This is a genomic window from Salmonella bongori NCTC 12419 (assembly GCF_000252995.1).
GTDB classification, from domain to species: Bacteria; Pseudomonadota; Gammaproteobacteria; order Enterobacterales; family Enterobacteriaceae; genus Salmonella; species Salmonella bongori.
Genome location: NC_015761.1, coordinates 3,680,475 through 3,704,459 on the forward strand (window position 1 = coordinate 3,680,475; position 23,985 = coordinate 3,704,459).

21 protein-coding genes, 3 pseudogenes and 1 other annotated feature are annotated in these 23,985 nt (G+C 54.5%); of the genes and pseudogenes, 8 read left to right on the forward strand and 16 right to left on the reverse strand.

Going from position 1 to position 23,985, the window contains the following annotated elements; translation table 11 throughout:
* Nucleotides 1–4 precede the first annotated feature (4 nt).
* From SBG_RS21150 to ivbL, 8 genes and pseudogenes are all read right to left on the reverse strand, one after another.
* A pseudogene (locus tag SBG_RS21150) lies at nucleotides 5–4,119 on the reverse strand (RHS element core protein).
* A gap of 162 nt (nucleotides 4,120–4,281) precedes the next feature.
* A complete protein-coding gene (uhpT, locus tag SBG_RS17420; RefSeq protein WP_000879178.1) occupies nucleotides 4,282–5,673 on the reverse strand; it encodes a hexose-6-phosphate:phosphate antiporter in 1,392 nt (463 codons plus the stop codon).
* Between the two features lie 142 nt (nucleotides 5,674–5,815).
* The gene (gene uhpC, locus SBG_RS17425) at nucleotides 5,816–7,144 is read right to left on the reverse strand and encodes an MFS transporter (protein WP_000948160.1); all 1,329 of its coding nucleotides are present in this window, start codon (nucleotides 7,142–7,144) and stop codon (nucleotides 5,816–5,818) included.
* Between the two features lie 9 nt (nucleotides 7,145–7,153).
* Nucleotides 7,154–8,656 (reverse strand): signal transduction histidine-protein kinase/phosphatase UhpB, encoded by a 1,503-nt coding sequence (gene uhpB / locus SBG_RS17430; RefSeq protein ID WP_001091271.1) that lies wholly within the window; start codon nucleotides 8,654–8,656, stop codon nucleotides 7,154–7,156.
* On the reverse strand, nucleotides 8,656–9,246 hold the full coding sequence (uhpA, locus tag SBG_RS17435) for a transcriptional regulator UhpA (RefSeq protein ID WP_000633661.1): 591 nt from the start codon (nucleotides 9,244–9,246) through the stop codon (nucleotides 8,656–8,658). The genes uhpB and uhpA overlap by 1 nt, the downstream gene beginning before the upstream one ends.
* Before the next feature lie 205 nt (nucleotides 9,247–9,451).
* Nucleotides 9,452–9,742 carry an acetolactate synthase small subunit gene (gene ilvN, locus SBG_RS17440; RefSeq protein WP_001171830.1) on the reverse strand — a complete coding sequence of 97 codons (291 nt, stop codon included), beginning with the start codon at nucleotides 9,740–9,742 and terminating at the stop codon, nucleotides 9,452–9,454.
* Nucleotides 9,743–9,745: 3 nt separating this feature from the next.
* Nucleotides 9,746–11,434, reverse strand: coding sequence for an acetolactate synthase large subunit (gene ilvB, locus SBG_RS17445; protein ID WP_000168509.1), 1,689 nt, complete (start codon nucleotides 11,432–11,434; stop codon nucleotides 9,746–9,748).
* Nucleotides 11,435–11,541: 107 nt separating this feature from the next.
* A complete protein-coding gene (gene ivbL / locus SBG_RS17450) occupies nucleotides 11,542–11,640 on the reverse strand; it encodes an ilvB operon leader peptide IvbL (protein WP_024135144.1) in 99 nt (32 codons plus the stop codon).
* Between the two features lie 521 nt (nucleotides 11,641–12,161).
* Here ivbL and SBG_RS22925 point away from each other — a divergent pair.
* From SBG_RS22925 to emrD, 4 genes and pseudogenes are all read left to right on the forward strand, one after another.
* A pseudogene (locus tag SBG_RS22925) lies at nucleotides 12,162–12,276 on the forward strand (hypothetical protein).
* Nucleotides 12,273–12,362, forward strand: a complete 90-nt coding sequence (gene tisB / locus SBG_RS17460) for a type I toxin-antitoxin system toxin TisB (protein ID WP_000117642.1) — start codon at nucleotides 12,273–12,275, stop codon at nucleotides 12,360–12,362. Before SBG_RS22925 ends, tisB begins: the two are co-directional and overlap by 4 nt.
* Nucleotides 12,363–12,454: 92 nt before the next feature.
* Nucleotides 12,455–13,315 carry a DMT family transporter gene (locus SBG_RS17465; RefSeq protein WP_077909594.1) on the forward strand — a complete coding sequence of 287 codons (861 nt, stop codon included), beginning with the start codon at nucleotides 12,455–12,457 and terminating at the stop codon, nucleotides 13,313–13,315.
* 202 nt (nucleotides 13,316–13,517) lie between these two features.
* A complete protein-coding gene (emrD, locus tag SBG_RS17470; RefSeq protein ID WP_000828748.1) occupies nucleotides 13,518–14,702 on the forward strand; it encodes a multidrug efflux MFS transporter EmrD in 1,185 nt (394 codons plus the stop codon).
* On the opposite strand, the gene SBG_RS17475 is transcribed toward emrD, so the two are convergent.
* Nucleotides 14,644–15,663, reverse strand: coding sequence for a cellulase family glycosylhydrolase (locus SBG_RS17475; RefSeq protein WP_043942454.1), 1,020 nt, complete (start codon nucleotides 15,661–15,663; stop codon nucleotides 14,644–14,646). The genes emrD and SBG_RS17475 overlap by 59 nt on opposite strands.
* Nucleotides 15,664–15,919: 256 nt before the next feature.
* Here SBG_RS17475 and SBG_RS23255 point away from each other — a divergent pair.
* Nucleotides 15,920–16,021: pseudogene (locus SBG_RS23255) on the forward strand (D-serine ammonia-lyase); the annotation flags it as partial.
* 176 nt (nucleotides 16,022–16,197) lie between these two features.
* Here SBG_RS23255 and SBG_RS17480 read toward each other — a convergent pair.
* From SBG_RS17480 to SBG_RS17490, 3 genes are read right to left on the reverse strand one after another with little or no spacing between them, the layout of a single operon-like run.
* Nucleotides 16,198–16,728, reverse strand: coding sequence for a radical SAM protein (locus SBG_RS17480; RefSeq protein WP_000147844.1), 531 nt, complete (start codon nucleotides 16,726–16,728; stop codon nucleotides 16,198–16,200).
* Nucleotides 16,725–17,087, reverse strand: coding sequence for a DUF202 domain-containing protein (locus SBG_RS17485; protein ID WP_001111757.1), 363 nt, complete (start codon nucleotides 17,085–17,087; stop codon nucleotides 16,725–16,727). Before SBG_RS17485 ends, SBG_RS17480 begins: the two co-directional genes overlap by 4 nt.
* A complete protein-coding gene (locus SBG_RS17490; protein WP_000703172.1) occupies nucleotides 17,077–17,424 on the reverse strand; it encodes a YidH family protein in 348 nt (115 codons plus the stop codon). Before SBG_RS17490 ends, SBG_RS17485 begins: the two co-directional genes overlap by 11 nt.
* Nucleotides 17,425–17,524: 100 nt before the next feature.
* Here SBG_RS17490 and SBG_RS17495 point away from each other — a divergent pair, with 100 nt between their 5' ends.
* Nucleotides 17,525–17,974, forward strand: a complete 450-nt coding sequence (locus tag SBG_RS17495; RefSeq protein ID WP_000402872.1) for a hypothetical protein — start codon at nucleotides 17,525–17,527, stop codon at nucleotides 17,972–17,974.
* A gap of 71 nt (nucleotides 17,975–18,045) precedes the next feature.
* Here the strand turns inward: SBG_RS17495 and SBG_RS17500 are convergent, their stop codons facing one another.
* The 3 genes from SBG_RS17500 to ibpA all read right to left on the reverse strand — a co-directional run bounded on the left by SBG_RS17500 (nucleotide 18,046) and on the right by ibpA (nucleotide 20,943).
* Nucleotides 18,046–19,707: a putative transporter gene (locus tag SBG_RS17500; RefSeq protein ID WP_001279796.1), complete on the reverse strand. Its 1,662-nt coding sequence runs from the start codon at nucleotides 19,705–19,707 to the stop codon at nucleotides 18,046–18,048.
* 285 nt (nucleotides 19,708–19,992) lie between these two features.
* A complete protein-coding gene (gene ibpB, locus SBG_RS17505; protein ID WP_001246917.1) occupies nucleotides 19,993–20,421 on the reverse strand; it encodes a small heat shock chaperone IbpB in 429 nt (142 codons plus the stop codon).
* 108 nt (nucleotides 20,422–20,529) lie between these two features.
* The gene (gene ibpA, locus SBG_RS17510) at nucleotides 20,530–20,943 is read right to left on the reverse strand and encodes a small heat shock chaperone IbpA (protein ID WP_015703064.1); all 414 of its coding nucleotides are present in this window, start codon (nucleotides 20,941–20,943) and stop codon (nucleotides 20,530–20,532) included.
* Nucleotides 20,937–21,010, reverse strand: a sequence feature (ROSE (Repression Of Heat Shock gene Expression) occurs in the 5'-region of heat shock genes and acts as an RNA thermometer to modulate expression.). Its footprint overlaps the gene before it by 7 nt.
* 242 nt (nucleotides 21,011–21,252) lie before the next feature.
* Between ibpA and SBG_RS17515 the strand changes: the two genes are divergently transcribed.
* Nucleotides 21,253–21,585, forward strand: a complete 333-nt coding sequence (locus SBG_RS17515; RefSeq protein ID WP_000594824.1) for a YceK/YidQ family lipoprotein — start codon at nucleotides 21,253–21,255, stop codon at nucleotides 21,583–21,585.
* A gap of 1 nt (nucleotide 21,586) precedes the next feature.
* Here the strand turns inward: SBG_RS17515 and SBG_RS17520 are convergent, their stop codons facing one another.
* Nucleotides 21,587–22,813, reverse strand: a complete 1,227-nt coding sequence (locus tag SBG_RS17520) for a DUF3748 domain-containing protein (RefSeq protein ID WP_000809960.1) — start codon at nucleotides 22,811–22,813, stop codon at nucleotides 21,587–21,589.
* 98 nt (nucleotides 22,814–22,911) lie between these two features.
* Here SBG_RS17520 and cbrA point away from each other — a divergent pair, with 98 nt between their 5' ends.
* Nucleotides 22,912–23,982: a colicin M resistance lipid reductase CbrA gene (cbrA, locus tag SBG_RS17525; RefSeq protein WP_000399740.1), complete on the forward strand. Its 1,071-nt coding sequence runs from the start codon at nucleotides 22,912–22,914 to the stop codon at nucleotides 23,980–23,982.
* Nucleotides 23,983–23,985: the final 3 nt, after the last annotated feature.

Below are 23,985 nucleotides of genomic sequence, written 5' to 3' on the forward strand. Positions count from 1 at the left end.
TTCCTTATATGGCTGGCGGGGTCAAATCTCCCCCCATGTCTTCATAAATTTGACATGATACTAATTCTCCACGCTGACACATTTCACCTACTACGTCTCGAACCGACATGTAATCACCAAGCACTCCCAGTAATTTACCATATTTAAATATCTGCTTTTGTCTTTCGGATAATATTTTTTTAGCCTCATCGGTTAGTTTCTTACAAAAATATTTCTGTTCTTTAGACATCTTTTCCGCATCCGCTTGTGATAGAGGTTTCCAATTATCGGTACTCAACCGCGGCCCATCATTTTTACCTAGATGAATATGGTCTGGTGAGTGGTCTGGGCGAAAACTTGTGGCCTCAGGACCTGGATTCGCATGAACAGATGTATCTCCAGAAGCTCCTTCTATTCCTTTACTTATATTTATTAATCCTAGAGGATCCATGCCTGTTACCGGATTTAGTGAATATGAATAAGGATTCCATCCCCCTTCCAGCCCAATGGGGTCCTGAGTAATATATCTTCCCTGCGACGGATCATAGTAACGATGACGGTTATAGTACAGCCCCGTCTCCTCATCATACTGCTGCCCCGGCAGACGGATGAGCTGTTTCATGTTATGTGGATTATTCTCACGCAGCACATTCCCCCATGCATCATATTCCGCAGACCACTCCACTTTCCCCTCATGACTGACCAGCGCCAGCGGCAGGCCCCGGTGGTCGCAGTGGTACAGATGGATTTTTCTCTGCGGTATGTATTCCGGCTCCATCTGGTTTTGTATCTGCTCCGGCGTCAGTCCGCACTGTGCCAGCCACGCCCGGCTGGCTTCGCTGAGTTCTCCGCGCTGTAGCTCCGCTTCCAGACTATCCACCAGAACCACCAGTTCCGGCGGGAAGGTTACGTTCGCTTCCTGCTGAAATTTCTCCGCCAGCGTGCGACGAGTTGCTTTTGACAGCTCTGAGGTTTCTGTTTCAATTCTGACCAGCGGCGTGAAGCTGCCCGGCAGGTAAATGGTCTGGATACGCTGTGTGTCAGTTTCGGTAGTGGTCAGCCTGTCGCCGTCCCAGCCGTACCATGTCACTTCCGGGGTTTTATTCAGGTAAATATATTCCTCTCCGCTGAGGCTTCCGCGCTCACGTCGGCTTTTCCACACCCGTTTTCCGATGCGGCGGCCCAGCGGGTCATACAGGTAGCGGCTTTCCAGAAGCGTGACACCCTGTTGTTCGCAGCGATAGTGGCACAGACGGTGCTGGTTATCGTAGTGATAATGGTGGCTGTGGCTGCCGCCATCGCGGATTCGGCGTTCATCCTTTTCCGCCAGCCTTCCGTGCGCGTCGTGGTGGTAAAAATACTGCACGTCTTCGCCGATGCGGTTATCCCTCCACATCGAGGGAAGCGCCGGGTACTGTTCCCGGTCTGTAATACGGTTGCCCGCCGGGTCGGTGGCGTAGCGCCGCAGCAGGTCGTTGTGGCGTGCGCTGATGAGCCGCCCCGCGCCGTCATAGCGGTAGTCTTCCTCCTGATGCACGCCACGGATGCGCACAAGCTGACCGTTGTCGTTATAACCGTATCCCGGTTCAGCACCGGGTCACTGAACGTGTGGCTCAGTAGCTGCCCGGTGGCACCGTAGAGCGTGTTCTGCTCATAAGCGCCGGAGGTTCGCTGTGTCTCCCGGTGCAGGCGGTCGCGGGTGAAATCGACCAGCGGCGTGTTGCCGGGCTTCACCCCGGCGATATAGCCGGAGCCGTAAGTGAGCCATTCCACCGACGGCAGATGGTCGGGGGTGGTGCGGGTCGCCAGCCCCTTCAGATAATCGTGTCTGGTGACGTGCTGCCACAGCAGTTCCCCCGTTTCGGGATGCTGTACCGTCTGGCGCTCAAGGTTCATCCGCCCCTGTTTATCGTATTCATACTGCACGGCGACGCGGTGGCCGTCACTGAGATGGCTGATTTCGGTCAGCCAGCCGCGCCCGTTGTACTGCCAGCGCTCCGCCTCTTCATCATTCACCGTTCTGTATGCCAGCCGGCCTGACGCATCGTAGTGCCACAGGGTGATGAGGTTTTCATCCTCGCTGCGGACAAGCTGTCCGGTGATGCTGTACTGGTAACGCTGCGTCCTGCCGTCGAAGCCTGTTTCCTGCGCCAGCCTGTCCGGCAGGTCGTAAGTAAAGGTGGTGTCAGCCCCGTTCTCATTAACAAGCCGGGTGACGCGCCCGGCAGCGTCGTATTCCATCTTCCGCGTCAGGCCGCCTTCTGTGGTGCTCACCGGATGTCCTGCGGCGTCATAGCTTATGGTTTGTCTGCTGCCGTCCGGGTAGACCACGGTGGTCAGGTCGCCCGCCATACTGTACTCATAGCGGGTTTTGTGGCCTGCGGCATCTTTCTGGCTGACAAGTCTGCCCCGTTCATCATAAGCGCGGTACTGGCTGAGGCCTTCTTCCTGATGAAGGGCCGTGGCCTGCCCGAAGCGGTTGTATTCATAGCGGGTCCGGTAGCCGGAGCAGTCGGTCAGGGTCAGCAACTGCCCGTAGCGGCTCCACGTCATCTGTTTCCGGCTGCCGGTGGCGTCTTCAATGGCAGAGGGCAGTTCGTTGTCCGGGTCATCATAAAAATAACGGGTAATATCGCCGTGACGGGATTTCTCCTGCGTCAGGCGACCCAGAGCATCAAACGCCTGCTGGCTGCGCAGGCCGTCAGTGCCGGTGGTGGAGATGAGCTGGCGCTGGTCGTTATAACTGAACCGTACACTCCTTCCGTCAGGCGTGACAATTTCCGTCACATTCCCGGAGCCGATATTCAGCCGGAACTCGGTTTTACGCCCGGCAGCGTCGGTCTGTGCGACAAGCCTGCCCGCGTTATCAAATTCCCGCGTAATCGTACTGCCGCCGGCTTTTTCTTCCTTAATCACCCGTTTCAGTCCACCTTCACCTTCGGTATGCAGTACCTCGCGGCGGTTCAGACTGTCGGTAACTGTGATGACGTTTTTTTCATATTCGTACCGGTAGCTCAGGCCCGCCGGATTATGCTGCTCCGTCACCCGCCCGCTGGCATCATAGCGGTAGGCGGTCTGCGGGCGTCCGGCGTACTGGTGTGCGGTCATCCTTCCCGGATGTTTATCATCGTAAGTGAAACTGCGCACCGGTGTATCGCTGCGGTCGTACACTGCCGACAGCTCACCGCGCGGGGTGTACGTATAGCGGGCCAGCGGTAACGCCGGGAGGTTATCCGGGTATGCCGGGTCGTGCGTCAGCCACACCGCCTCAAGGCGAATACCGCTGTCTGCGCCGTAACCGGAGACCGGCATCGTCTGCGGGTATTCCGGCGCGCTGATACCGGAAACGGTCGCCTGTTTACGCGCTGCCTCCGCCCGCTGCGCCTGCGTGGTCAGCCTCAGCCGGAAGCGGCGGCCTGCGCCGTCGGTGACCGCCGTGATGTTTCCGGCAGATTCGCCGTCCGCGTCCCGGTGAAAGATTTGCGTGCGCCCGAAGCGGTCAGCCAGCCCGGTCAGTACCCGGTACGGCGGCAGCGGAGCGGGTAAGGGTTCCTCTGCTCCCGGTACGCGCGCAGACCAGCCCAGAATCCACCACGGCCCCTGTGCGCTGCTGGTCGCCAGATAAAGATGCGGACTTAACCGCAAATCTTCCGGCAGGGCCTGCCACAGCACATGCAGCACATTGCTCTCATGCAGTTTAGCCACGCCGCCACGGGCCAGCCACAGGGACTCGCTGCGGCTGAAGGCGGTTTCACCGGGCAGCAGCGGCTCAAAGTGAATGCTGCGCCCGCCGTCATCGTTAATAATCAGCTCATCATCGCGAAGCTGTAAGCGGATATCGAAGGGGGCTTTCCAGCCGGGGCCGAAAATACCCACTGGCGCAGGGGTTCTGGTCTGCCAGCTGTTGTATGAGCGCGAGAGCATAAACGGTAACGGCCCCGGCAGGGCGAAATCGGTTTCACCGGGCAGGACCTTGGCCCCCAGCAGCGGGTTCACCGGATTGCCGGAGGTTCTGCCGCCGGGACACACCGAGCAGGCCACGCCCGTTGGCGCGCCAATCATCACCCCCGCCGCCCCCTGGACTACCGGGCCTCCATACTGCGTCATGTCGCCCTGACGCGCCGCCGGTTTTCCGCTCATTGCCATATCCTAATGTAAATCATCAGGTTACATACCTTACGCCTGACAACCGGAAGGAACAGGGAGGCGGGCGGGATATAACGTAGATTCGGAAAATATTTAGGGTTTGAACACAAAAAAGCCCAGCGTTAAGCCGGGCAAAACGTTACCAAATGCACACATTTAAGCGATATTGACTTGCTGAATTTTTTTCTCCCGGCGGATTTTGCGCTCTTCCATCACGGCGACCATCGCCATCAGACAGATACAGCCGATCGCGGCAGCGTCCAGCGCGGCGAAGGTGCCCGCCCAGCCGGTCAGACCAAAAACCGGCGTGCCGTCGGCAATCATGCCCAGCCCCAGCTTGGCAAAGCTATCGCCAATAAGATAAGCGAAGGTTCCCTTGATACCGTCCGCAGCACCGATGGCTTTTTTCGGTACAAAGCCGACTGCTGCCACGCCGATTAATAGCTGCGGCCCAAACACCAGAAAACCGAGCGCGAACAGCGAGGCCAGATAGATGTACTGGTTGCTGGCGTGCTGATAGACGCCCAGGGTGGCGATGATCAATGCCAGAGCCACGCAGGCCACCAGCGCGCGACGACCGTTCGCCAGGTCAGAGAGCCAGCCCCATAGCAACGTGCCGACCAGTGCGCCTACTTCAAACAGGGTAAACCCCTGAATCGCCACCTCTTTAGAAAGCTTCAGCTCCTGGAAAGCGTAGACGGTGGACCACTGGTCGATACCAATACGCACCACATACAGGAAGATATTGGAGAAGCACAGCAGCCAAATCACTTTGTTTTTCAACACATATTCAACAAAGATCTGCCACTTGGTCATCTCGTTTTCTTCGGTCTCTTTGTCCTCTTCGCTGATCTCTTCACCAAACAGTTCTTCAGCTTTACCCAGCCCGTAAGACTCCGGGGAGTCGCTGCCAAAACGCAGGCCGATAAAACCGACAATCAGCGCGATAATCGACGGGAAGATAAACATGCCGATGACGTGACCGTCGAACAGATAATTAGCGCCAAACAACGCCACACCTGCCGCGCCCGCGCCGCCGAGGTTGTGGGAGATATTCCAGAAGCCGAGGAAGGTGCCGCGTTTACGACGCGGAGTCCATTTGGTGATGGTCGAGTAGCTGCACGACCCGCCGGTACTCTGGAAGAAACCGCTCAGGGCATAGAAAGCGATCATCAGAAACAGACTGGTTGATCCCGCGCCCATGCTGGCGCTGAAACCGAGCATACAGATAGCGGAGAGGATCAACATAAACGGTAGAAACTGCTTGGTATTTTTACCGTCAGCGTAGTAGGAAACCAGCGTTTTCCCCACGCCGTAGGTGATTGAAAAGCCCAGACCAATCATCCCCAGCTCGGTCATGCTCAACCCGTAGGTAGAGATCATGTCGTTCTGCGCGATGTTAAAGTTTTTGCGGATCAGGTACATGGTCAGGTAGCCGATAAAAACCACCAGGTAGGACTGCATGAACGGCTTGAACCACATTTTACGCCGCACATCGAGCGGCAGATCCAGGGTCGGCTTGCGCACCTGGTTTAAGAAGGCCAGCATGGATTACTCCTGAGCTAATTTTTATACCTGCGAATGGCAGGCATTGTAAAAATCCACAGGAAAAGTGGCCTGCGACAGCGTCCAGGCAAAACCGGGAAAATTTCTTAGTTTTTCCCCATTCAACACAAAAAGGTGAGGTACATCACGCTTCATTGGCCTCGCGTGGGGCCTGGGCATTCAGAAACGGCAGCAGCAATAGCGCGGAGATACCCGCTGCAATGGCGATGACCGCGAAAAAGCCGCTCCAGTGCCACACTTCCAGCACTTTCGCCAACGGCCAGCCAGAGAGCGACGCCCCAAGATAGGCGAACAATCCAACAAAACCTGTCGCTGCGCCCGCCGCTTCTTTATGCGAACACTCCGCCGCCGCCATGCCGATGAGCATCTGCGGACCAAAGACAAAAAAGCCGGTGGTGAAGAAACAAGCCGCCTGCATCACATAGCTGGCGAACGGCATCAGCCACAGCGACCCAACAGAAAGCAAAATCCCGGCGGCAAAAATGAGGTTCATCGGCCCACGGTTGCCATTAAACAGCTTATCCGAACCCCAACCGGCCACCAGCGCGCCGATAAATCCCCCCAACTCAAACATCGATACTGCCGTGTTGGCCGTCACTAAATCCACGCCCAGCGTCTCGGACATATACAGATTGCCCCAGTCATTGATCGCCGCACGCACTACATACACCAGCACATAGCACAGTGAAAGCAACCAGATATAGGGATTCAACAGCACATATTTAGTAAGAATCTCCTTGCGGCTTAGCCCCGCGCCTTCTTGCTGCTGGGCTATCTCCAGCGCGTCGTGCCGCCAGTCGCCTACTGGCGGTAAACCCATCGCCTGCGGGCGGTCGCGCAGCCGCCAGCAGATCACCATGCCCACCGCGATGGCAAGCAGCCCGGCCACCACCATTCCGGCTCGCCAGCCATAATGCAAAGCGACAGCGGCCATAACGACAGGAATCAACGCCCCGCCAACGTTATGTGCAGTGTTCCATAACGCCCACCAGCCGCCGCGTTCGGTACGTGAGTACCAGGCGGTGAGCAAACGGGCGCAGACCGGCGATCCAAATCCCTGGAAAAAGGCGTTCAATGCCCATAGCAGGGCAAAGGCCCACAGCGAGGTCGAGAAGCCGAACAGAATATTCACCACGCCGGTCGCGATAAGCCCGATCCCCATAAAATAACGGGCGTTAGAGTGGTCGCTGATGATGCCAGAAACAAATTTCGATATCCCGTAGGTGATATAAAACAGCGTCGCCAGCAGGCCGATATCACTGCGCGTCAGAATGCCGCTGGCCAGAATTTCCGGCGCGGCGGCATTAAAACTTTTCCGGGTGAAATAGAACAGCGCGTAACCCAACCAAATGGTCATCAGAATGTGCCGCCGCCAGTAGCGATAGCGAGCGTCGATCTCGTGTTTATCGGTGATGAGCGGCGCGTTGGCCGGAGCTTTTAAAAATGAAAGCATGGTCTTTCCTTAAACGTAACGCTGTGGCAACGAGACGCTCACCCGCGTACCATGGGTACAAGAGATGGTTAGCGTCCCGCCGAGCGCCGACACGCGTTCGCGCATTCCGGTCAGGCCGAAGCCCTGCTGGTGAGAGCCCGGCGGCAGGCCGCTGCCGTCATCCTCAATTACCAGCATTAGCCGCTCATCCTGCTGCCAGCCCTGGAGCGTCACCGCGCTGGCATTGGCATGTTTTACGATGTTATTCAGCCCTTCCTGACAGACGCGAAACAGCGTCACGCGCTGACTTTCACTCAGCGCCGTTTCGTCAATTCGCCAGTCGAGGTGACTGACAATACCGCGGCGTTCCAGCTCCATTTCGCGCAGTAGCGAACGGATGGCCTGCGCCAGCGTTAAGTCGTCTAACTGGCGCGGGCGCAAGCGCCCCAACAGCCGACGCACGGCGTCATAAACGCCCAGCGAAAGCTGCTCGATAAGCTGCCCGCTCTGCTTCACGCCGCGGTTATCCGCCGCCAGCCGTTGCACGATGCCCGCCTGAGTACGAATCGCGGTAATGGTCTGCCCGATGTCATCATGGAGTTCACGCGCCACCTCGCGGCGCACGCTCTCTTCTGTCTCCAGCAATCGCTCCGCCAGCCGATGGTTGCGCGCCAGCTCCTTTTGCAGCGACTGATTTAACTCACGTAAGCGCTGAATACCTGCGCCAAGCAGTATCCCGGTCAAACTTTGCGCCAACAGAGAAAGTAATAAATCGACGGGATGATCATGCCAGGTCTGGCTGGCGAGCAGCGCGATAGCGTTCATCAGTGTGGCAATGAGCGCGCCCTGCCAGCCATAATGCCAGGCGAGCGCGATAATCGGCAACGCCAGGCAGAACGGCGTAAAGCGCGAAAGTTCAGCGGGTAAACCCAGTTGCAGCCACAGACTGACGATAAACAGCAGCAGATACCCGATCAGATGCCGCCCGCGCCAGTTGACTGGCTGTGATACCAGCGACGGCCCCAGCGGTAACCAGGTGGTGCTGGTGAGATAGTGCCAGAAGACCAGGCAGATGGGGGCCAGCGTCAGGCCGCCTGTGAGGGTCAACAGCAGCGCGTTCCATGCCGCTTCCCCCTGCCCCAGCCAGGGTAAAGATTGCAGGAGCGCCGCGGCAGTGAGCGCCACGCCCTGAAGTAATAGCGTGCGCCAGTCGCGCTGATAGCGGTAACGCGAGATCAGGGCCACGGGCAGCAGTGTCAACAAGCTACCGATCATCAAAAGTGGCAGATGGGCCAGCGCCACCTCCTGCGCCAGCCAATAAATCAGCAGCCACTCCGCGCCCAGCAATACTGGCCAGTAGCCGCGCGGACATTGCAACATGAGTCCCAGTCGTAAACCAAACGGAAAGAGTAGCACCGCCAGTTCCGGACGTTCCACCAGGTGCAGGCTGATGCTCCACAGGCAAAACCACGCGGCGGAGAAGATAAAAAAACAGGCAACAACAGTAATTAAGCGAGAAAAAAAGGTATTCATCACCAACCGTCAAACATGCGGTGCGCCAGTTCTACGTCATTGTTGACGCCTAATTTTTCCAGCAGATTCGCCCGGTGAACATGTACCGTTTTTGGCGACAGACCCAGCTCAGCGGCTATCTCTTTTACCGCCATGCCCTGCGCGAGTTTTTCCGCCACCTGACGCTCGCGTTTCGTCAGCGGATCTTGCCGCCCTGCCGCCAGTTTCACAGCAATATCAGGGGTTAAATAGCAGCCGCCGGTCGCCACCGTATGCACGGCGGCGATCAGCTCATCCGGGCTACAGCGTTTAGAAAGAAAACCCCGCGCGCCGGCGTTCAACGCCTGTTCCACCAGCGCCGGACTGTCGTGCACCGAGAGCATAATAGTCGCCATCCCTTTTGGCAGCTGACTTAACAACGCCAGTCCGGAAATATCTGGCATTGAGATATCGCAAATGCACACCTGCACGCCACGCCCCGGTAACCCAGCTAACGCCTCACGTCCGGAACCAAATTCAGCGACAACCTGCAGGTCAGGTTCCAGCCCCAGTAGCTGTGCAAAGCCGGAGCGGACGATAAGGTGATCGTCAATAAGGGCAACGGTAATCATGGGTGTGGTCCTGATGCTTGAAATTGCCTGAGGCAGGCCTACAGGCAGAAGCCGTTGTAGATTGGTAGGCCGCCATCCGGTCAAAGCGCCTACCTTAACGATATACATTTCATCCTTCAAGCGGCCTCTACGTTGGCTACATCTGTTCTCCCCGGTCACTGACTTGAGGTAAGCGGCCAGGGATACTCAGACTTTCCTCGCCGAGTTACTCAAAAAAGACGGCAATTTTATTGAACATGGTGGGATCAGACTGATTTCGCACTACCTTCGCGACATCTTCCAGTTTATCTATCTGGCTTATCATCTGCTCAAGCCGCTGGTCGTCGTTGACCAAAAGCCAAATACGGCTCTGGTTACTGCCCTGAATCGGCAAACAGAGAATACCCTCAACGTTGAAAGCGCGCCGGGCGAACAGTCCGCAGACGTGGGTCATCACGCCAGGATGATTGCGAACGGTCAGTTCCAGAATAACGTTCTCATGTGATTGTTTCTGCATGGCTTATTCCCCCACCATCTCGGTATTGGCCGCGCCCGGCGGCACCATCGGATACACCTTTTCTTCTGCATCAATACGCACGTGGATCAGCGCTGGTCCTGGACGACTAATGATGGCCTGAAGCGCCGCCTGTGGATCGGCTTCATTATTCAAATCGCAGGTTTCCAGACCAAACCCGGCGGCAATCTGCATAAAGTTAATACGTCCCGGATAGGTCGCCGCAAAGACCCCCTGTTTATAGAACAGACTCTGTTGCTGATGCACCAGTCCCAGCGCGTCGTTATTCATCAGGATAATTTTCACATCCAACTGGTTTTCGCTGGCAGTAGCCATCTCCTGAATATTCATCATCAAACTGCCGTCGCCGGAAAAACACAGTACCTTTTTGTCTGGATTCGCCAGCGCCGCGCCAATTGCCGCGGGCAGACCGAACCCCATGGTGCCCAACCCGCCAGACGTCAGCCACTGACGCGGACGGTTGAGCGGATAAGCCTGCGCGGTCCACATCTGATGCTGACCTACGTCAGTGGTAATAATCGCGTTGTCGTCCACACAGGCGGCGACGGCGTTAATCAGTCCATAGTGGTTAAGGGGGTTGTTTTCCTGGGGAATACTACAGGGGAATTCTTGCTGCAAGTCCGCAACCAACTGATGCCATGCTTCCCGCGACTGCGCCTCAATATGGGGCATCAACTGCGCCAGCACCTCATCAACATCGGCCTGAATCGCCACATGCGGCTGCTTAATCTTGCCTAACTCCGCGCGATCGATATCCACGTGGATGATTTTGGCGTTCGGACAAAACTGTTCCGTTTTGCCAATCGCCCGGTCATCAAAACGTGCGCCCAGAACAATCAGTAAATCGGCCTCTTGCAGAATAAAATTGGTACTGCGCGCGCCATGCATCCCCAGCATTCCTAACGACAGCGGATGCGCCTTAGGCAACATTCCCAGCGCCATTAAGGTCATCGTCGTCGGCAGTTGCGCTTTTTCCGCCAGTTCGCGCACGCGCGCCGGCGCATTAATCACGCCGCCCCCCAGATACAGCACCGGGCGCTTCGCCGCGTTAATCATCGCGGCGGCCTCGCGGATACTCTCCGCGCTAAACTCTGGCGGGGGGGATTTTTCCGCCGGCGACGGCAACGCATCCAGCTCAATTGTCGCCGTCTGCACATCTTTAGGAACGTCTATCCACACCGGGCCGGGACGCCCCGACTGCGCCAGACGAAAAGCATCGCTCATCACCTGAGGCAACTCATTGATATTTCTGACCAGATAGTTGTGCTTGGTGATGGGAATAGAGATACCGTAGGTATCCACTTCCTGAAACGCGTCAGTACCGATCATGGACGCCGGGACCTGTCCGGTAATGCAGATTAACGGGATAGAGTCCAGACGCGCATCGGCAATGGCCGTGACCAAATTGGTCGCGCCGGGTCCGCTACAGGCCATGCAAACGGCGGGTTTTCCCTCTGTTCGCGCCATACCCTGCGCAATAAACCCCGCGCCTTGTTCGTGGCGCGCCAGAATATGACGGATTTGCGTGCTTTGGCTTAACGCGTCGTAAACGGGGAGGATCGAGCCGCCGGGAATGCCGGTAACGATACGGATCCCCTGGCGCTCCAGAAAATGAACAATAAATTCCGCGCCCGTAAAGCGCTTAGTTGTAGATGTTGTGCCCGAACTTGCCATGCTCCATTCCTTTTATTCTGGGCCGACATTCCGGGAGGGCGTCTTAAACGAAAAACCCCGCCCGGTTTACGCCGGCGGGGTTTTGGAATCGTGTGTTGTTCCGGACCCTACGGCGCATTGCCGACGACCACCACCACACGCACGACGACCGCTGCGCGAGATGGCGCAGTTTTTAGTAGGGTCGCATTCAGCATGGAAGGGTTCATTAGGGGCCTTGTCTGTTTGTCATTAACAAGTTTTATACAAGCACAGCGCTTTCAACAAGACAACGAAAAATTTTTCATCTGCGAAAAAATGCGCCAGCGATCACATTTTCCGACCAGGGTACACACTTTGAGCGCAGGACTGATAAGCGTAACGCCATCAGGCAATAAACGGGATTAATGATCCCACTTTCCTACAGGCCTGAAAACAAAAAACCCCGCCGAAGCGAGGTTTTTACGGTGTGATGCGGGTGGTAGCCGCGAAACACACTGTGTTATGTCAACAGCAGAAGTATACGCGTTCTGTACAGAACGCGCAATTTCGGCGCGAATTTTGATGAATTTGAGTATGGATCAGAAGCGCTATTCTGTCCATAAATTACTGTTCATTTATACAGTATTTAACTATAATCTCTTTGTCACAATGTGTTATGCGGGGGCCGCATCGAAAACCGGCGCAACGAAGTCCTGGCTGAAACGGGTGGTGCCGTCAGCGCCTTAACCCCGCGTGAGCACACTGTGTTATGTCAACACGCACAATATTCCCCGCAAAAGGGATGGCGTGCGCAACAGCTGACAACAGGCAGCGGAAAGGTACGTTAGCTGGCAGTGCTCCTTAACCACAGGAGACGCGTATGAGCGTAGTGGATATCACCATTCTTATCCTGAAACTCATTGTTGCAGCACTGCAACTGCTTGATGCCGTTCTGAAATACCTCAAGTAATTCAGATTCAAGTCGCACCAAAGGGGAGCGGGCAACCGCTCCCCTTTCACGTTATCTACTGGTCTTCCGCTTCCCGAATATGTTACGTTTTTATGACACCCTCAACGACACCTGACACCATGACCCTTTCCGTTTTTTGCATTTTGCTGTTCGCCGCATTACTACATGCCAGCTGGAACGCCATTGTCAAAGCGGGAAACGATAAGCTCTACGCCGCGATCGGCGTCAGCGGTTCTGCGGCAGTCATGGCATTAATCCTTTTGCCTTTCTCGCCGCAGCCCGCCCATGCCAGCATCCCTTTTTTAGCGGCCTCCACCGCGCTCCAGGTGGTGTATACCGTCCTGGTGGCGAAAACGTATCAGGTTTCGGATATGAGCCAGACCTATCCCCTTATGCGCGGCACTGCGCCGCTGCTGGTAGCGCTCATTAGTGTTCTGTTTCTTGGCGACAGCCTTTCGTCAATGGCCTGGATCGGTATCGCAGTAATCTGCATGGCCATACTCGGGATGGCCTGTAATGGCCGCGCCAGCTCTCAGCGCGGTATCGTGCTGGCGTTAATGAATGCCTGTTTTATTGCCGGATATACTCTGGTAGACGGTACTGGCGTACGGCTCTCGGGGACGGCGCTGGGCTATACGCTATGGTCGTTTTTTCTCAATGGTGCCTGCCTGTTAACCTGGGCGATGATTGCGCGGCGACGGGAGGCGTCTCGTTATCTGGCGCAACAGTGGAAAAAAGGCATTTTTGGCGGAATTGGCACCATGGGATCTTATGGACTGGCGCTATGGGCCATGACCCAGGCGCCACTGGCGGTGGTCGCCGCCCTGCGTGAAACCTCAATACTGTTCGGCGCGTTGATCGCCTGGTTGTTGCTTAAAGAGAAAGTAGCCGGGCTACGTCTGGTGGCGGCAGGCGGAATTGCCGTCGGGGCGATTTTACTTCGTCTGGCATGATTGTCGAATCAGGATCGCGGCATAATAAATTCTCGGCAACATTTGTTGCCGCTTTTGTTTACATATCCTGCCGTTCCCTCGCTTTCCATTACAGGCCGCTATCTGGCCTTCTTTTTCTGGTGTGGTAGATTCCTCTCGCATTTATGGGAATGCGCAGCAAGTTATTCTTATTTTTTCTTTTTTTTGAAAAGTAATCAGCAAAATGAAAAGGCAGAGAAACGTCAATTTGTTGTTGATGTTGGTGTTACTGGTGGCTGTAGGGCAGATGGCGCAAACCATTTATATTCCCGCCATTGCCGATATGGCGCGAGAATTGAACGTCCGGGAAGGGGCCGTCCAAAGCGTGATGGCCGCTTATCTCCTGACCTACGGCGTTTCGCAACTGTTTTACGGCCCGCTTTCCGACAGGGTTGGGCGCCGCCCGGTCATCCTTGTCGGCATGTCTGTTTTTATGGTCGCAACCCTGATAGCCATTACCACGCATAGTCTGACGGTGTTGATTGTCGCCAGCGCCATGCAAGGAATGGGAACTGGCGTTGGCGGAGTAATGGCGAGAACGCTCCCGCGCGACTTGTATGAAGGGACGCAGCTTCGTCACGCCAATAGCCTGTTAAATATGGGCATTTTGGTCAGTCCGTTGTTAGCGCCGCTGATTGGCGGTCTGCTGGACACCATGTGGAACTGGCGCGCCTGTTACGCTTTCTTACTGGTGCTTTGCGCTGGCGTCACCTTCAGTATGGCGCGCTGGATGCCGGAAACCCGCCCTACCGGCGCGCCGCGTACCCGGCTAATCACCAGTTATAAAACGCTGTTTGGCAACGGCGCCTTTAACTGTTATCTGCTGATGCTAATCGGCGGACTGGCTGGCATTGCGGTCTTTGAAGCCTGTTCCGGTGTGCTGATGGGGGCAGTATTAGGACTCAGCAGCATGGTGGTAAGCATTCTGTTTATTCTGCCGATTCCGGCGGCGTTCTTCGGCGCCTGGTTTGCCGGACGCCCGAATAAACGCTTCTCAACCCTGATGTGGCAGTCGGTCATTTGTTGTCTTCTGGCAGGCCTGATGATGTGGGTTCCCGGCTGGTTTGGCGTGATGAACGTCTGGACGCTACTCGTTCCCGCCGCACTGTTCTTCTTTGGCGCCGGGATGTTATTTCCACTGGCCACCAGCGGCGCGATGGAGCCTTTTCCATTCCTTGCAGGCACCGCAGGCGCGTTAGTCGGCGGGTTGCAAAATATTGGTTCCGGCGTACTGGCGTGGCTCTCGGCGATGCTGCCGCAAACCGGTCAGGGCAGCCTGGGGCTGTTGATGACCCTAATGGGATTACTGATCATGGCGTGCTGGTTACCGCTGGCATCGCGGATATCGCATCAGGGCCAGACGGTTTAATCGTCTCCTTGCCCGGCTTTTTGCCGGGCGTTTCACATTCCGGCGCGATCATCGCGTTAAGCAACGGCTCCGGCGCCGGACGCCATGCTCCTTCTTCGCCATCGTAAAACTGCGTATCCGCGTTTATTGCATACGGAATTTGCGCTTTCTTCAGTTCACAGGCCATAAACCGGGCAAACGCAAACTGCGAAGCGTCAGGCGTGGTTTTTATCGATTCTCCCGGCGCCCATCCGCCCACCCAGCTTGCATGGCCAGTCTTATGCTGCCAGCGAACCGCGGCGTTAATCCGCGCCCGAATCGCCGCTTTTTCCGCCGCAGTGCCTGATGTCCATGGATATTTGCCGCCGCTTTTCAACGGTCCCCACGGGAAGATGTGCCATTCCGCCAGGACATAGTTTTGGCTTTGCGCCGGTAGTTTGAGCGCGGGCAAATCCTCTGGCGCGGCACGCATTCGTGGGGCAACGAAAATCATACGCTGCGGGTCGATAGCGTGAACCAGACGAATCGTTTTGTCATATACCCGATTCAGCGACGCCATATTATGGTTGAGTTTGTCGGCAGGCTCATAAATAAGGTCGAATCCCAGAAGCGGGGATGTCCGGCCAAAATAGCGCGCAACCACGCTCCACCAGTTGATCACCGCTTTTTCATTACTGGCGCTGGGATCGGTTTTATACTCATCCGCCTGATAGGCAATAATGGGAATGACGCCATAGTACTCACAGGCTTCCACCAGCTTACGCAGATGAATGAGCCGCGCTTCCGTGGGCTCACCCGCTACGCGGATACGAACATGGGTTAATCCCTTCGCCTTAAAATCCCGCACTACCAGCGGATCAAATTCGCGAATACCCTGTTCCGTACGCGCCCAGTCAACATCCATCCCAACGCCGAGCTGCTGCACATAGTGTGAAGCTGTCAACGGCATCGGTTTTGCGCAGGCAACCGCGCTGGTCAGCATAAGTGAGGCAACAAGCGGCTTAAACACGACGCTCCCTAAAATTTTTACGACGGTGATAGCACGTATTTAGCATATTCCCTCCTGGCAGGTGTAGAGACAAAGCGTAATAAATCTTCACACCTGTTCCTGCAACCCGCGAATAATCGCCTCGATTTTCGGCCACTGTCAACCTGGCAAAACAATAAGCGTAATCCGGGCTGCAGTCGGGCAAAATCGCCTCATCCATAAAAAATGGGGCGTAAGCTGCGCCGACGGTGCGGTTGAACAAGGCCGTAAAGCAACGCAGTCCAATCCCAACGGTTCCTTTATTGATGATGAAAATTCCCGCACGTTACTTCTGGGCTATGCAGCGTCTGGCGGTGGGCCGTGTTTCGGGCTTTGGTGGTCGGGCAACGAGGGCATGGTACCGGAGACTGAAATGGGACTGTAGCTGATAAAAGGTACGCTAATACTTTACTCAGCCCGAATAAGACGCTACGCGCCGCCACCCGGCAGATACTGCCTGAGGGCGCTGCGCTTATCAGGCCTACGGCTTTACCGCAGCATCGCCATCAACTCTTCCGGTGAGCGATGTTGTTTCAGCAAATCTCGCATCACCCGCATATGTGGCGAGGTGTAGTTAAAAAAAGCCTGATAGCCCTCGCAAAGCCGATTCCTTCCCCGACTATCCCGATGCTCCGGGCATCCGCCGCGACAAAAGCGCAAAAAAGAACACATCTGACATTCAGCACTTAACAACGTCGTGTCCGGCGTTTCAGCATACTTCCGGCGTTCGCACCAGTGCTGTAGCGTTTCATCAAAAATGCGAACCGAGATACGCTGAATATCTTCACGTACCCAGATATCAAATACGCTATTTAAAAACCGCCCCCAGTCTGCTGAACACAGGGAATCCGCGGTCAAAACACCGTTCCCGTCGGATTCCAGCAGCGGGATAAAATGGACATAGCGAAGGCCGAGCCGTTGTAAATTCCGGTACAGTTGCTGAGGCTGCTGGCTATTCTGGTGATTTACGATGATCTGAATTTGGTCATTAGTCACGACAATGTCCTGACGTCCTGTCATATAAAATCCCCGATAAAGGCGATAAGTTGGCGAATATGGGTAACAGCAAACAGGATAGCGAGCGACAACACCGCGAGAGAGATCAAAAATTTATCACGTACGTTATGAGTTTCGGAAAAATCGCTATGCGCGACATCCATTAGGTTACGACTAAGGGTATAACGCCAAAGGATCACCGCCACTATTGCCAGAACGCCGATTGACACCCAGAACAGCACGCCCGCCTGATGCCAGTGATGCTTGACGGCTAACGCCATTAACGCCCCGTATCCCAGCAACGTACGAAACCAGGCCAGCGATGTACGCTCCGGCTGGAGCCCGGGGTCGTTCTGCCGACGAGCTTTACGACTAGCCGGCATAGAGTACCAGCCCCATCACAATCACCGCGACCACCATCAAAATAATGCTGATGATCAACAGACTGTGGGTATAAGGTAAATCCTCTTTCAGACGCATGGCTTTTTCATTACGTAGCCAGCGCAAATAACCATAAATCGCCAGACCGCCTGCTAACAGACATAGCAGCAGCGCCAGCAATTCACGAATCACCGGCGTGGCAAAATCCGGGGCAAGCTGGTCGAGGCCAACACCAGCCGCCAGAAATCCCAGCGAGGTGCGAATCCAGGCCAGAAAGGTACGCTCATTTGCCAATGAAAAGCGGTAATCCGGCGCTTCGCCAAGGTGGGAAATCTTCATTACGGCTCCTTTTGATGTAACACTCGTCTCAAACCACTTTCAGAATTTCGCACATTTTATTGCTGATATGCTTTACATCCTCCGGGACAGGGAAGAACAAATGGAAATCATATCGCAAAATAAATGTAGTTCGCTGGGAATGTTTTTCGGCGCAATAGCACTCATTCTCGGCATTTTTCATTTCAATTACGGCCCTTTTTCTGCACCGCCGCTGATGCTGGAAAGCACGGTTGCCGAAAAGGTGTCCGCCATTAAAAATGGCATTATTGCCGGAATGAAAGATGAAAAACCACCTGCCGCAGCGAAAAAAAATGCAATAAATATAGATAACCTACTGAAAACAGGAGGTATTACGCTTGCGGTGATTGCGCTGGGTTGCGCTTTTATCGGCGGAATGCGTAAGGAAAATAGCTGGGGTATTACTGGCGCGATACTCTTTGGCGGTGGTACGCTTGCGTTTCACGCTCTGCTGTTTGGGTTCGGCGTAATATGCAGCTTGTTATTGTTAATTCTTGTTTTTTACTGTTTGACGAACGGCCATTTGCTGTAGCCTTGTGAAACGTTGTCCGGCCTGAATCTGATGCAGTACGCAGGCCGGATAAGCAACGCGCCATCAGGCGCCTATCCTATTCCCCAGAAAATCACCGCCAGCAGTTGCGGCGTAATAATGCGCAGAAACATGACTAACGGATAGACGGTCGCGTAAGAGAGCGCCGCCGCGCCGCTGGTGGCGTGCAGATTGTTAGCAAATGCCAGAGCAGGCGGATCGGTCATGGAGCCAGCCAACATCCCGCACAGTGTGAGGTAATTCATTTTGGCAAAAATTCGCGCCAGCAAACCGACGGTAATAAGCGGAATCGCGGTAATAAAAATACCATAGCCAATCCAGCTTAACCCTTCGCCCTGCGTCAACGTATCGACAAAGTCACCGCCGGATTTAAGCCCGACAACCGACAGAAATAAAACAATGCCTAACTCACGCAGCGCGAGGTTGGCGCTCGGCGGCATAAACCAGTACAGCTTACCGATACTGCCAATACGCCCCAAAATCAGCGCCATGATCAGCGGCCCACCGGCCAGCCCCAGTTTTAACGCGACCGGGAAGCCCGGCACAAATAACGGAATCGACCCAAGCAGAACCCCTAATCCGATGCCGATAAATACTGGCAGCATCTGCACCTGCTGGAGTTTTTGCTGGGCGTTGCCGACCATATCGGCTACCGCATCAATCGAGGCGGGTCGTCCCACCAGATTGAGAATGTCGCCAAACTGTAGGCTGGCGTCGCTGCTGGCGACCAGTTCAACGCCCGCGCGATTAAGGCGAGAGATAACGACGTCATAACGCTCTTTAAAGCGCAGATCGCGAATACGTTTGCCCAGCACTTTTTCGTTGGTAACCACCACACGTTCGACGCGTAAATCCGTTCCTCGCGTCGACAGCGAGGTATCCACCTCCTTGCCGATCACCAGTTGCGCGTTATGCAAGTCAGCGGCCTGGCCGACGAGGTGCAGCAGATCGCCCAACTGGATAATCGTCCCCGGCGACGGCACCATCAGTGTTTCGTCGCGTTTCAGGCGCGAGCAAATGATTTTATCGCTGTTCAGGATCGGCACATCCTGAATCGCCATATTATTGAGATTCGGGTTCTCGACACGGATATTTATGGTTTGAATCAATGAATGGCCGTTAGCGAGAGACGATTCATGCTGCTGCGCTTCTGCCTCGACGTTAACGCGAAAAATTAACCGCATCAGCCACATGGTGAGCAATATACCGCAGATGCCAAACGGGTAGGCCATGGCATAACTCATCCCCATCTGATCCACAAAATCTATTGGCGTTCCCAGATCGCGCAGAATTTGCTGACCCGCCCCTAATGCGGGGGTATTAGTGACTGCGCCGGAGAAAATCCCCAGCACCACGGGCAGCGGAATAGAAAAAATTTTATGCAGAATGGCGGTGACCAACCCGCCGATAATCACGATCAGAACGGCAAACAAATTCAGACGCAGCCCTGAAACGCGCAGCGAGGCGAAAAACCCGGGCCCCACCTGTATTCCGATGGTATAAACAAAAAGAATCAGGCCGAACTCCTGAATAAAGTGCAGCATATCGCTGCTTAACGTCACCCCTGCCTGATCGACAAAGTGGCCGACGATAATGCCGCCAAACAGCACGCCGCCAATACCCAGACCGACACCGCGCACTTTGATGTTGCCGATCCATAACCCGACAACCGCCACCAACGCCAGAACGCTGACCGTTAATGCGATATCACTCATCTTCTCTTCCCTGTGAGTAACATTTCAATTTATAGGGATTATGACTGAAGCGTTAAAGCATATATATAGCATGACGCACATTCTCATGTTACAAAACCGCCCTGGCGCCTTTACTTATCGCCTCTGGTACTCATGATGTTGAACGCTGGCAAAATCGAAAGCGGTGTCGGCGAGATATTTATTACGCTCTTTCATGCGTACATTCCCCAAGGCTTCCCCTTAAGTGGAGTGTTTAAGCGCACAAAAAAGCCCCGTCATCTCTGACGGGGCAAGGCAAGGAGCTAATTAGCTATTTAATGCGGAGCGTTCGTTAATAGCGATACGCTGCGGAGGAATGGTTTCCGGTTCATTGCGGGTTAAGTCAATATGGAGCAGGCCGTTGGTAAACGTTGCGCCGGAAACTTCCATATTTTCAGCCAGCGTAAAGCTCAGGCTGAAAGGCTGCATGACCAGCCCCTGATGTAACCATTTCGGTTCTTTTTCCGGCTGTTCTGGCGTGCCTTTTACCGTCAGACGCGTGCCTTCCAGTTGAATATCCAGATCTTCCTGACGGAAACCGGCTAGCGCGAGGGTGATACGATAGTGGTTATCGTCGCTTTTTTCGATGTTATAGGGCGGGAAGCTCTGGCTTTCACCGCTGTTTTGCAACGCATTGGCCAGCTTGTCAAAACCGATCCATTGACGCAGAAGTGGGGATAAATCGTAGTTACGCATAATCATTTCTCCTTCTAAGAAGCGAGTTTTACTTTCACACTTCACGTGTGAATATGCTCCCTGACGGCGAGCATGGGATAACAGACCGCACAATGCGGTCTGACGGAATTAGTTAATTTCGATACGGCGCGGTTTGTTCGCTTCCGGAATCACGCGCTCGAGTTCGATATATAACAACCCGTTGACCAGGTTTGCGCCGCGAACGTGGATGTTCTCCGCTAACTGGAACTTACGTTCAAAATTACGCTCGGCAATGCCCTGATACAGGTAAGAACGTTCTTTCTGGTCGTCCGCATGAGCGCCTTTTACTACCAGCAGATTATCCTGAGCAGTAATTTCCAGTTCGCTTTCAGCAAAGCCCGCAACGGCAATGGCGATGCGGTAATGGTTTTCATCTACCAGCTCAACGTTATACGGAGGGTAGCCACCATTACTCTGGCTCTGGTTATTTTCGAGCAGGTTGAACAGGCGATCAAAACCAATAGCAGAACGGTACAGTGGGGATAAGTCGAAGTTACGCATAATCATTAGCTCCTGAAATCAGCGAGAATGTCAGACCTTCCATCATGGACAGGCCAATATTGCCAGAACACCCATCAGGCGTGCTCTTCTCTTTACTACGTCTTAAAAATGGGTCTGATTACGTACTTTTCAAGTGTTTTAATCCGACTTTTTTTTGCAGTTTATTGGCTATTGCATAGACTGGTTTGGACAGCACTGTTTGTTAAAGTGCGATGACTACCACAGTGCCACGTGCTGGTGATGTTATTTTTAGCAACGGATCGCTATAACTCATCATGCAAACACCGACAATCAATAGATGAATGGGTCATGATAAAAAACGTGTTGTTAACGCTGATGATATGGAATGGGATGCTTTTATTAGGCGGTTGTTCAAGCGTCATGTCGCACACTGGCGGTAAAGAAGGCACTTACCCTGGTACGCGCGCCAGCGCTACGATGATCGGTAATGATGAGACAAACTGGGGCACAAAATCATTGGCGATGCTGGATATGCCATTTACCGCCGTACTGGATACGATTCTTCTGCCGTGGGATCTTTTCCGCAAAGACAGCTCGGTAAGATCGCGCGTTGAGAAAAGCGAGGAGGAGACGAAAATGACCAATGCCGTCATCCCCCCGGCCAGAATGCCCACTCCCTGATTTATCGCCCGGTTTCCGTCACCCATAGTTGGCGGAACCCTTTGACCTCTTCCATCCACGCGATGTGTCGCCCATCCGGTGAAAAAACAACTGCATCCGCGGAAGGCGGATTGCCGTGTCTGTCGGTTAAAAAATCGATCTTCCCACTTTGTGCATCGCAGCAGGCAATCCGGTTTTCCAGCACCATCCCCAGCCATTTCCCCGACGGGTGCCAGTTAAACGCTGATCGTACGCCGGACGTATGATGCGTTAACTGCCGGGGCGCGCCTCCCTGTGGCGACATCAGCCACAATTGCGCCACGCCGTTATCGTCCCGCATCAAAAAGGCAATCGCCGTCGCCTGCGGATTACCGCGGACCCAATGACGCGGTACGTTAGTAAGCCCCGGATAAGCACGATGATGCGTAAACGTCAGACGCCTCTGTACCACGCCCAGCGGCGGCGACGGCAGGGTTGATTCGGTTCCCGCCAGCGGTGTGTCGCCGACCTGTTTCCAGCCGTATTCATCACGCGGTAAATCAACAATAAATAATTCAGGCACTTTTTCGCCCGTCAGCGACAGCGTATCGCCAATAAAAGCAATTTGCCGATTGCCCACCCAACCTTCTTCATAGGCGCGGTTAATGTCATCGCTGCCAGGTCTCGGCGCAGGCGTCGTGCGGCTCACCAGCACGCACCAGTGGCTACCGCTGTATTCGCGCGGATGTTGAACCGGCACCGTTACCGGCCCATACGGCGCGGCAACGCCGACATTGCGCAGATCCAACGCCGGATCGCGCTCATGCAGAACGTGGTCATTATAGGTAAAACTCACTAGCTCGCCGTTCGGGCTAAACACATGGACATGGCTGCCGCCGCGCAGCGCGCCGGGAGTATATGGCGCAGTAATATCCATCGCATCGAGGTTAGTCACGCCCCCCGGCGTTGCAATAACGCCCCGGCGGTGGTGAAAATCATAATGCCACGTCTCATCAGGGTTTTCAGGGCCATGAATAAACACATAGTGATTGTCGGCAGGATGCACCGTCACCACGCCGACATGCGCGCCCTGCACGGCGCGATAAATCACCTCCACTTCACCGGTATGCACATTGACACGCTCAATGGTCTTGCCCGTAAATGACGCGCCTGAAGGCCGTACATCAAAGACCAGCCACTGGCTGTCAGGCGTCCAGGTATTGGTATTAGTAAGCTGGTGATGACGTGGCGTAAAGGTGATTTGCTTCATGGGAGGTCCTGATACGAAACGATGACATCATCATACTTCACACGGGCTTCACTTTCAGGCTTTAGCGTATCGTTATTTCAATCACGGCGAATGGAACGATGGAACATTTTGATGTAGCGATTATCGGCCTGGGCCCGGCCGGTTCCGCACTGGCGCGGCGGTTAAGCGGAAAGATGCGTATCGTGGCTCTGGATAAAAAACGTCAGTCCGGCACCGGGGGCTTTACAAAGCCCTGCGGCGGTTTGTTGGCGCCAGATGCTCAGCGTTCTTTTATTCGTGACGGCATCACCCTGCCGGTAGACGTTATTGCTAACCCACAAATTTTTAGCGTTAAAACGGTGGATGTGGAAGCGGCGCTGACCCGTCACTACCAGCGCAGCTATATCAACATTAACCGCCACGCTTTTGATTTATGGATGAAGTCGCTTATCCCTGATGCGGTGCAGCTCTACCACGACAGTCTGTGTCGAAAAATCTGGCGTGAGGACGATAAATGGCACGTTATTTTTCGCGCCGACGGGTGGGAACAGCAAATTACCGCCCGTTACCTGGTTGGCGCTGACGGCGCGAATTCACTGGTGCGCCGTCATCTGTATCCGGGACATCAAATTCGTAAGTATGTTGCTATTCAGCAATGGTTTACAGAGCAGCATCCGGTACCGTTTTATTCCTGCATCTTTGATAATAATGCCACCGATTGTTATTCCTGGAGCATCAGTAAAGACGGTTATTTTATCTTCGGCGGGGCTTACCCAATGAAAGACGGGCAGCAGCGTTTTGACGCGCTGAAGAAAAAGATGGCGGACTTCCATTTTCGCTTCGGCGCTCCGGTAAAAAGTGAAAAATGTACCGTCCTGTTTCCATCACGCTGGGCAGATTTTGTCTGCGGTAAAGAAAATGCATTTTTGATCGGCGAAGCGGCAGGGTTTATCAGCGCCAGCTCGCTGGAAGGCATTAGCTATGCGCTGGATAGCGCAGAAATCCTTAATAATGTCCTGAAGCAGCCTACAACCGACCCCAACGCGGCCTGGTGGCGGGCAACCCGGAAGCTTCGTCTCAAGCTGTATAGCAAAATCATCAAGAGCCGCTGTTTAACCTCGCCAGGGTTACGAAAATTGATCATGCAAAGCAATATCGCGCACATTCCGCTCAATGATACGTCGACGTAAGCT

Bases quoted from the DNA above. Each gene is read 5' to 3' on its own strand.
- ibpB (WP_001246917.1), bottom strand. From the start codon at position 20,421: ATGCGTAACTACGATTTATCCCCACTTCTGCGTCAATGGATCGGTTTT.
- SBG_RS17515 (WP_000594824.1), top strand. From the start codon at position 21,253: ATGATAAAAAACGTGTTGTTAACGCTGATGATATGGAATGGGATGCTT.
- ivbL (WP_024135144.1), bottom strand. From the start codon at position 11,640: ATGAACCCTTCCATGCTGAATGCGACCCTACTAAAAACTGCGCCATCT.
- SBG_RS17465 (WP_077909594.1), top strand. From the start codon at position 12,455: ATGACACCCTCAACGACACCTGACACCATGACCCTTTCCGTTTTTTGC.
- SBG_RS17500 (WP_001279796.1), bottom strand. From the start codon at position 19,707: ATGAGTGATATCGCATTAACGGTCAGCGTTCTGGCGTTGGTGGCGGTT.
- uhpC (WP_000948160.1), bottom strand. From the start codon at position 7,144: ATGCTTTCATTTTTAAAAGCTCCGGCCAACGCGCCGCTCATCACCGAT.
- SBG_RS17475 (WP_043942454.1), bottom strand. From the start codon at position 15,663: ATGCTGACCAGCGCGGTTGCCTGCGCAAAACCGATGCCGTTGACAGCT.
- cbrA (WP_000399740.1), top strand. From the start codon at position 22,912: ATGGAACATTTTGATGTAGCGATTATCGGCCTGGGCCCGGCCGGTTCC.
- SBG_RS17495 (WP_000402872.1), top strand. From the start codon at position 17,525: ATGGAAATCATATCGCAAAATAAATGTAGTTCGCTGGGAATGTTTTTC.
- uhpT (WP_000879178.1), bottom strand. From the start codon at position 5,673: ATGCTGGCCTTCTTAAACCAGGTGCGCAAGCCGACCCTGGATCTGCCG.
- SBG_RS17490 (WP_000703172.1), bottom strand. From the start codon at position 17,424: ATGAAGATTTCCCACCTTGGCGAAGCGCCGGATTACCGCTTTTCATTG.
- ilvB (WP_000168509.1), bottom strand. From the start codon at position 11,434: ATGGCAAGTTCGGGCACAACATCTACAACTAAGCGCTTTACGGGCGCG.
- ibpA (WP_015703064.1), bottom strand. From the start codon at position 20,943: ATGCGTAACTTCGACTTATCCCCACTGTACCGTTCTGCTATTGGTTTT.
- ilvN (WP_001171830.1), bottom strand. From the start codon at position 9,742: ATGCAGAAACAATCACATGAGAACGTTATTCTGGAACTGACCGTTCGC.
- uhpB (WP_001091271.1), bottom strand. From the start codon at position 8,656: ATGAATACCTTTTTTTCTCGCTTAATTACTGTTGTTGCCTGTTTTTTT.
- SBG_RS17520 (WP_000809960.1), bottom strand. From the start codon at position 22,813: ATGAAGCAAATCACCTTTACGCCACGTCATCACCAGCTTACTAATACC.
- SBG_RS17480 (WP_000147844.1), bottom strand. From the start codon at position 16,728: ATGACAGGACGTCAGGACATTGTCGTGACTAATGACCAAATTCAGATC.
- tisB (WP_000117642.1), top strand. From the start codon at position 12,273: ATGAGCGTAGTGGATATCACCATTCTTATCCTGAAACTCATTGTTGCA.
- emrD (WP_000828748.1), top strand. From the start codon at position 13,518: ATGAAAAGGCAGAGAAACGTCAATTTGTTGTTGATGTTGGTGTTACTG.
- SBG_RS17485 (WP_001111757.1), bottom strand. From the start codon at position 17,087: ATGCCGGCTAGTCGTAAAGCTCGTCGGCAGAACGACCCCGGGCTCCAG.
- uhpA (WP_000633661.1), bottom strand. From the start codon at position 9,246: ATGATTACCGTTGCCCTTATTGACGATCACCTTATCGTCCGCTCCGGC.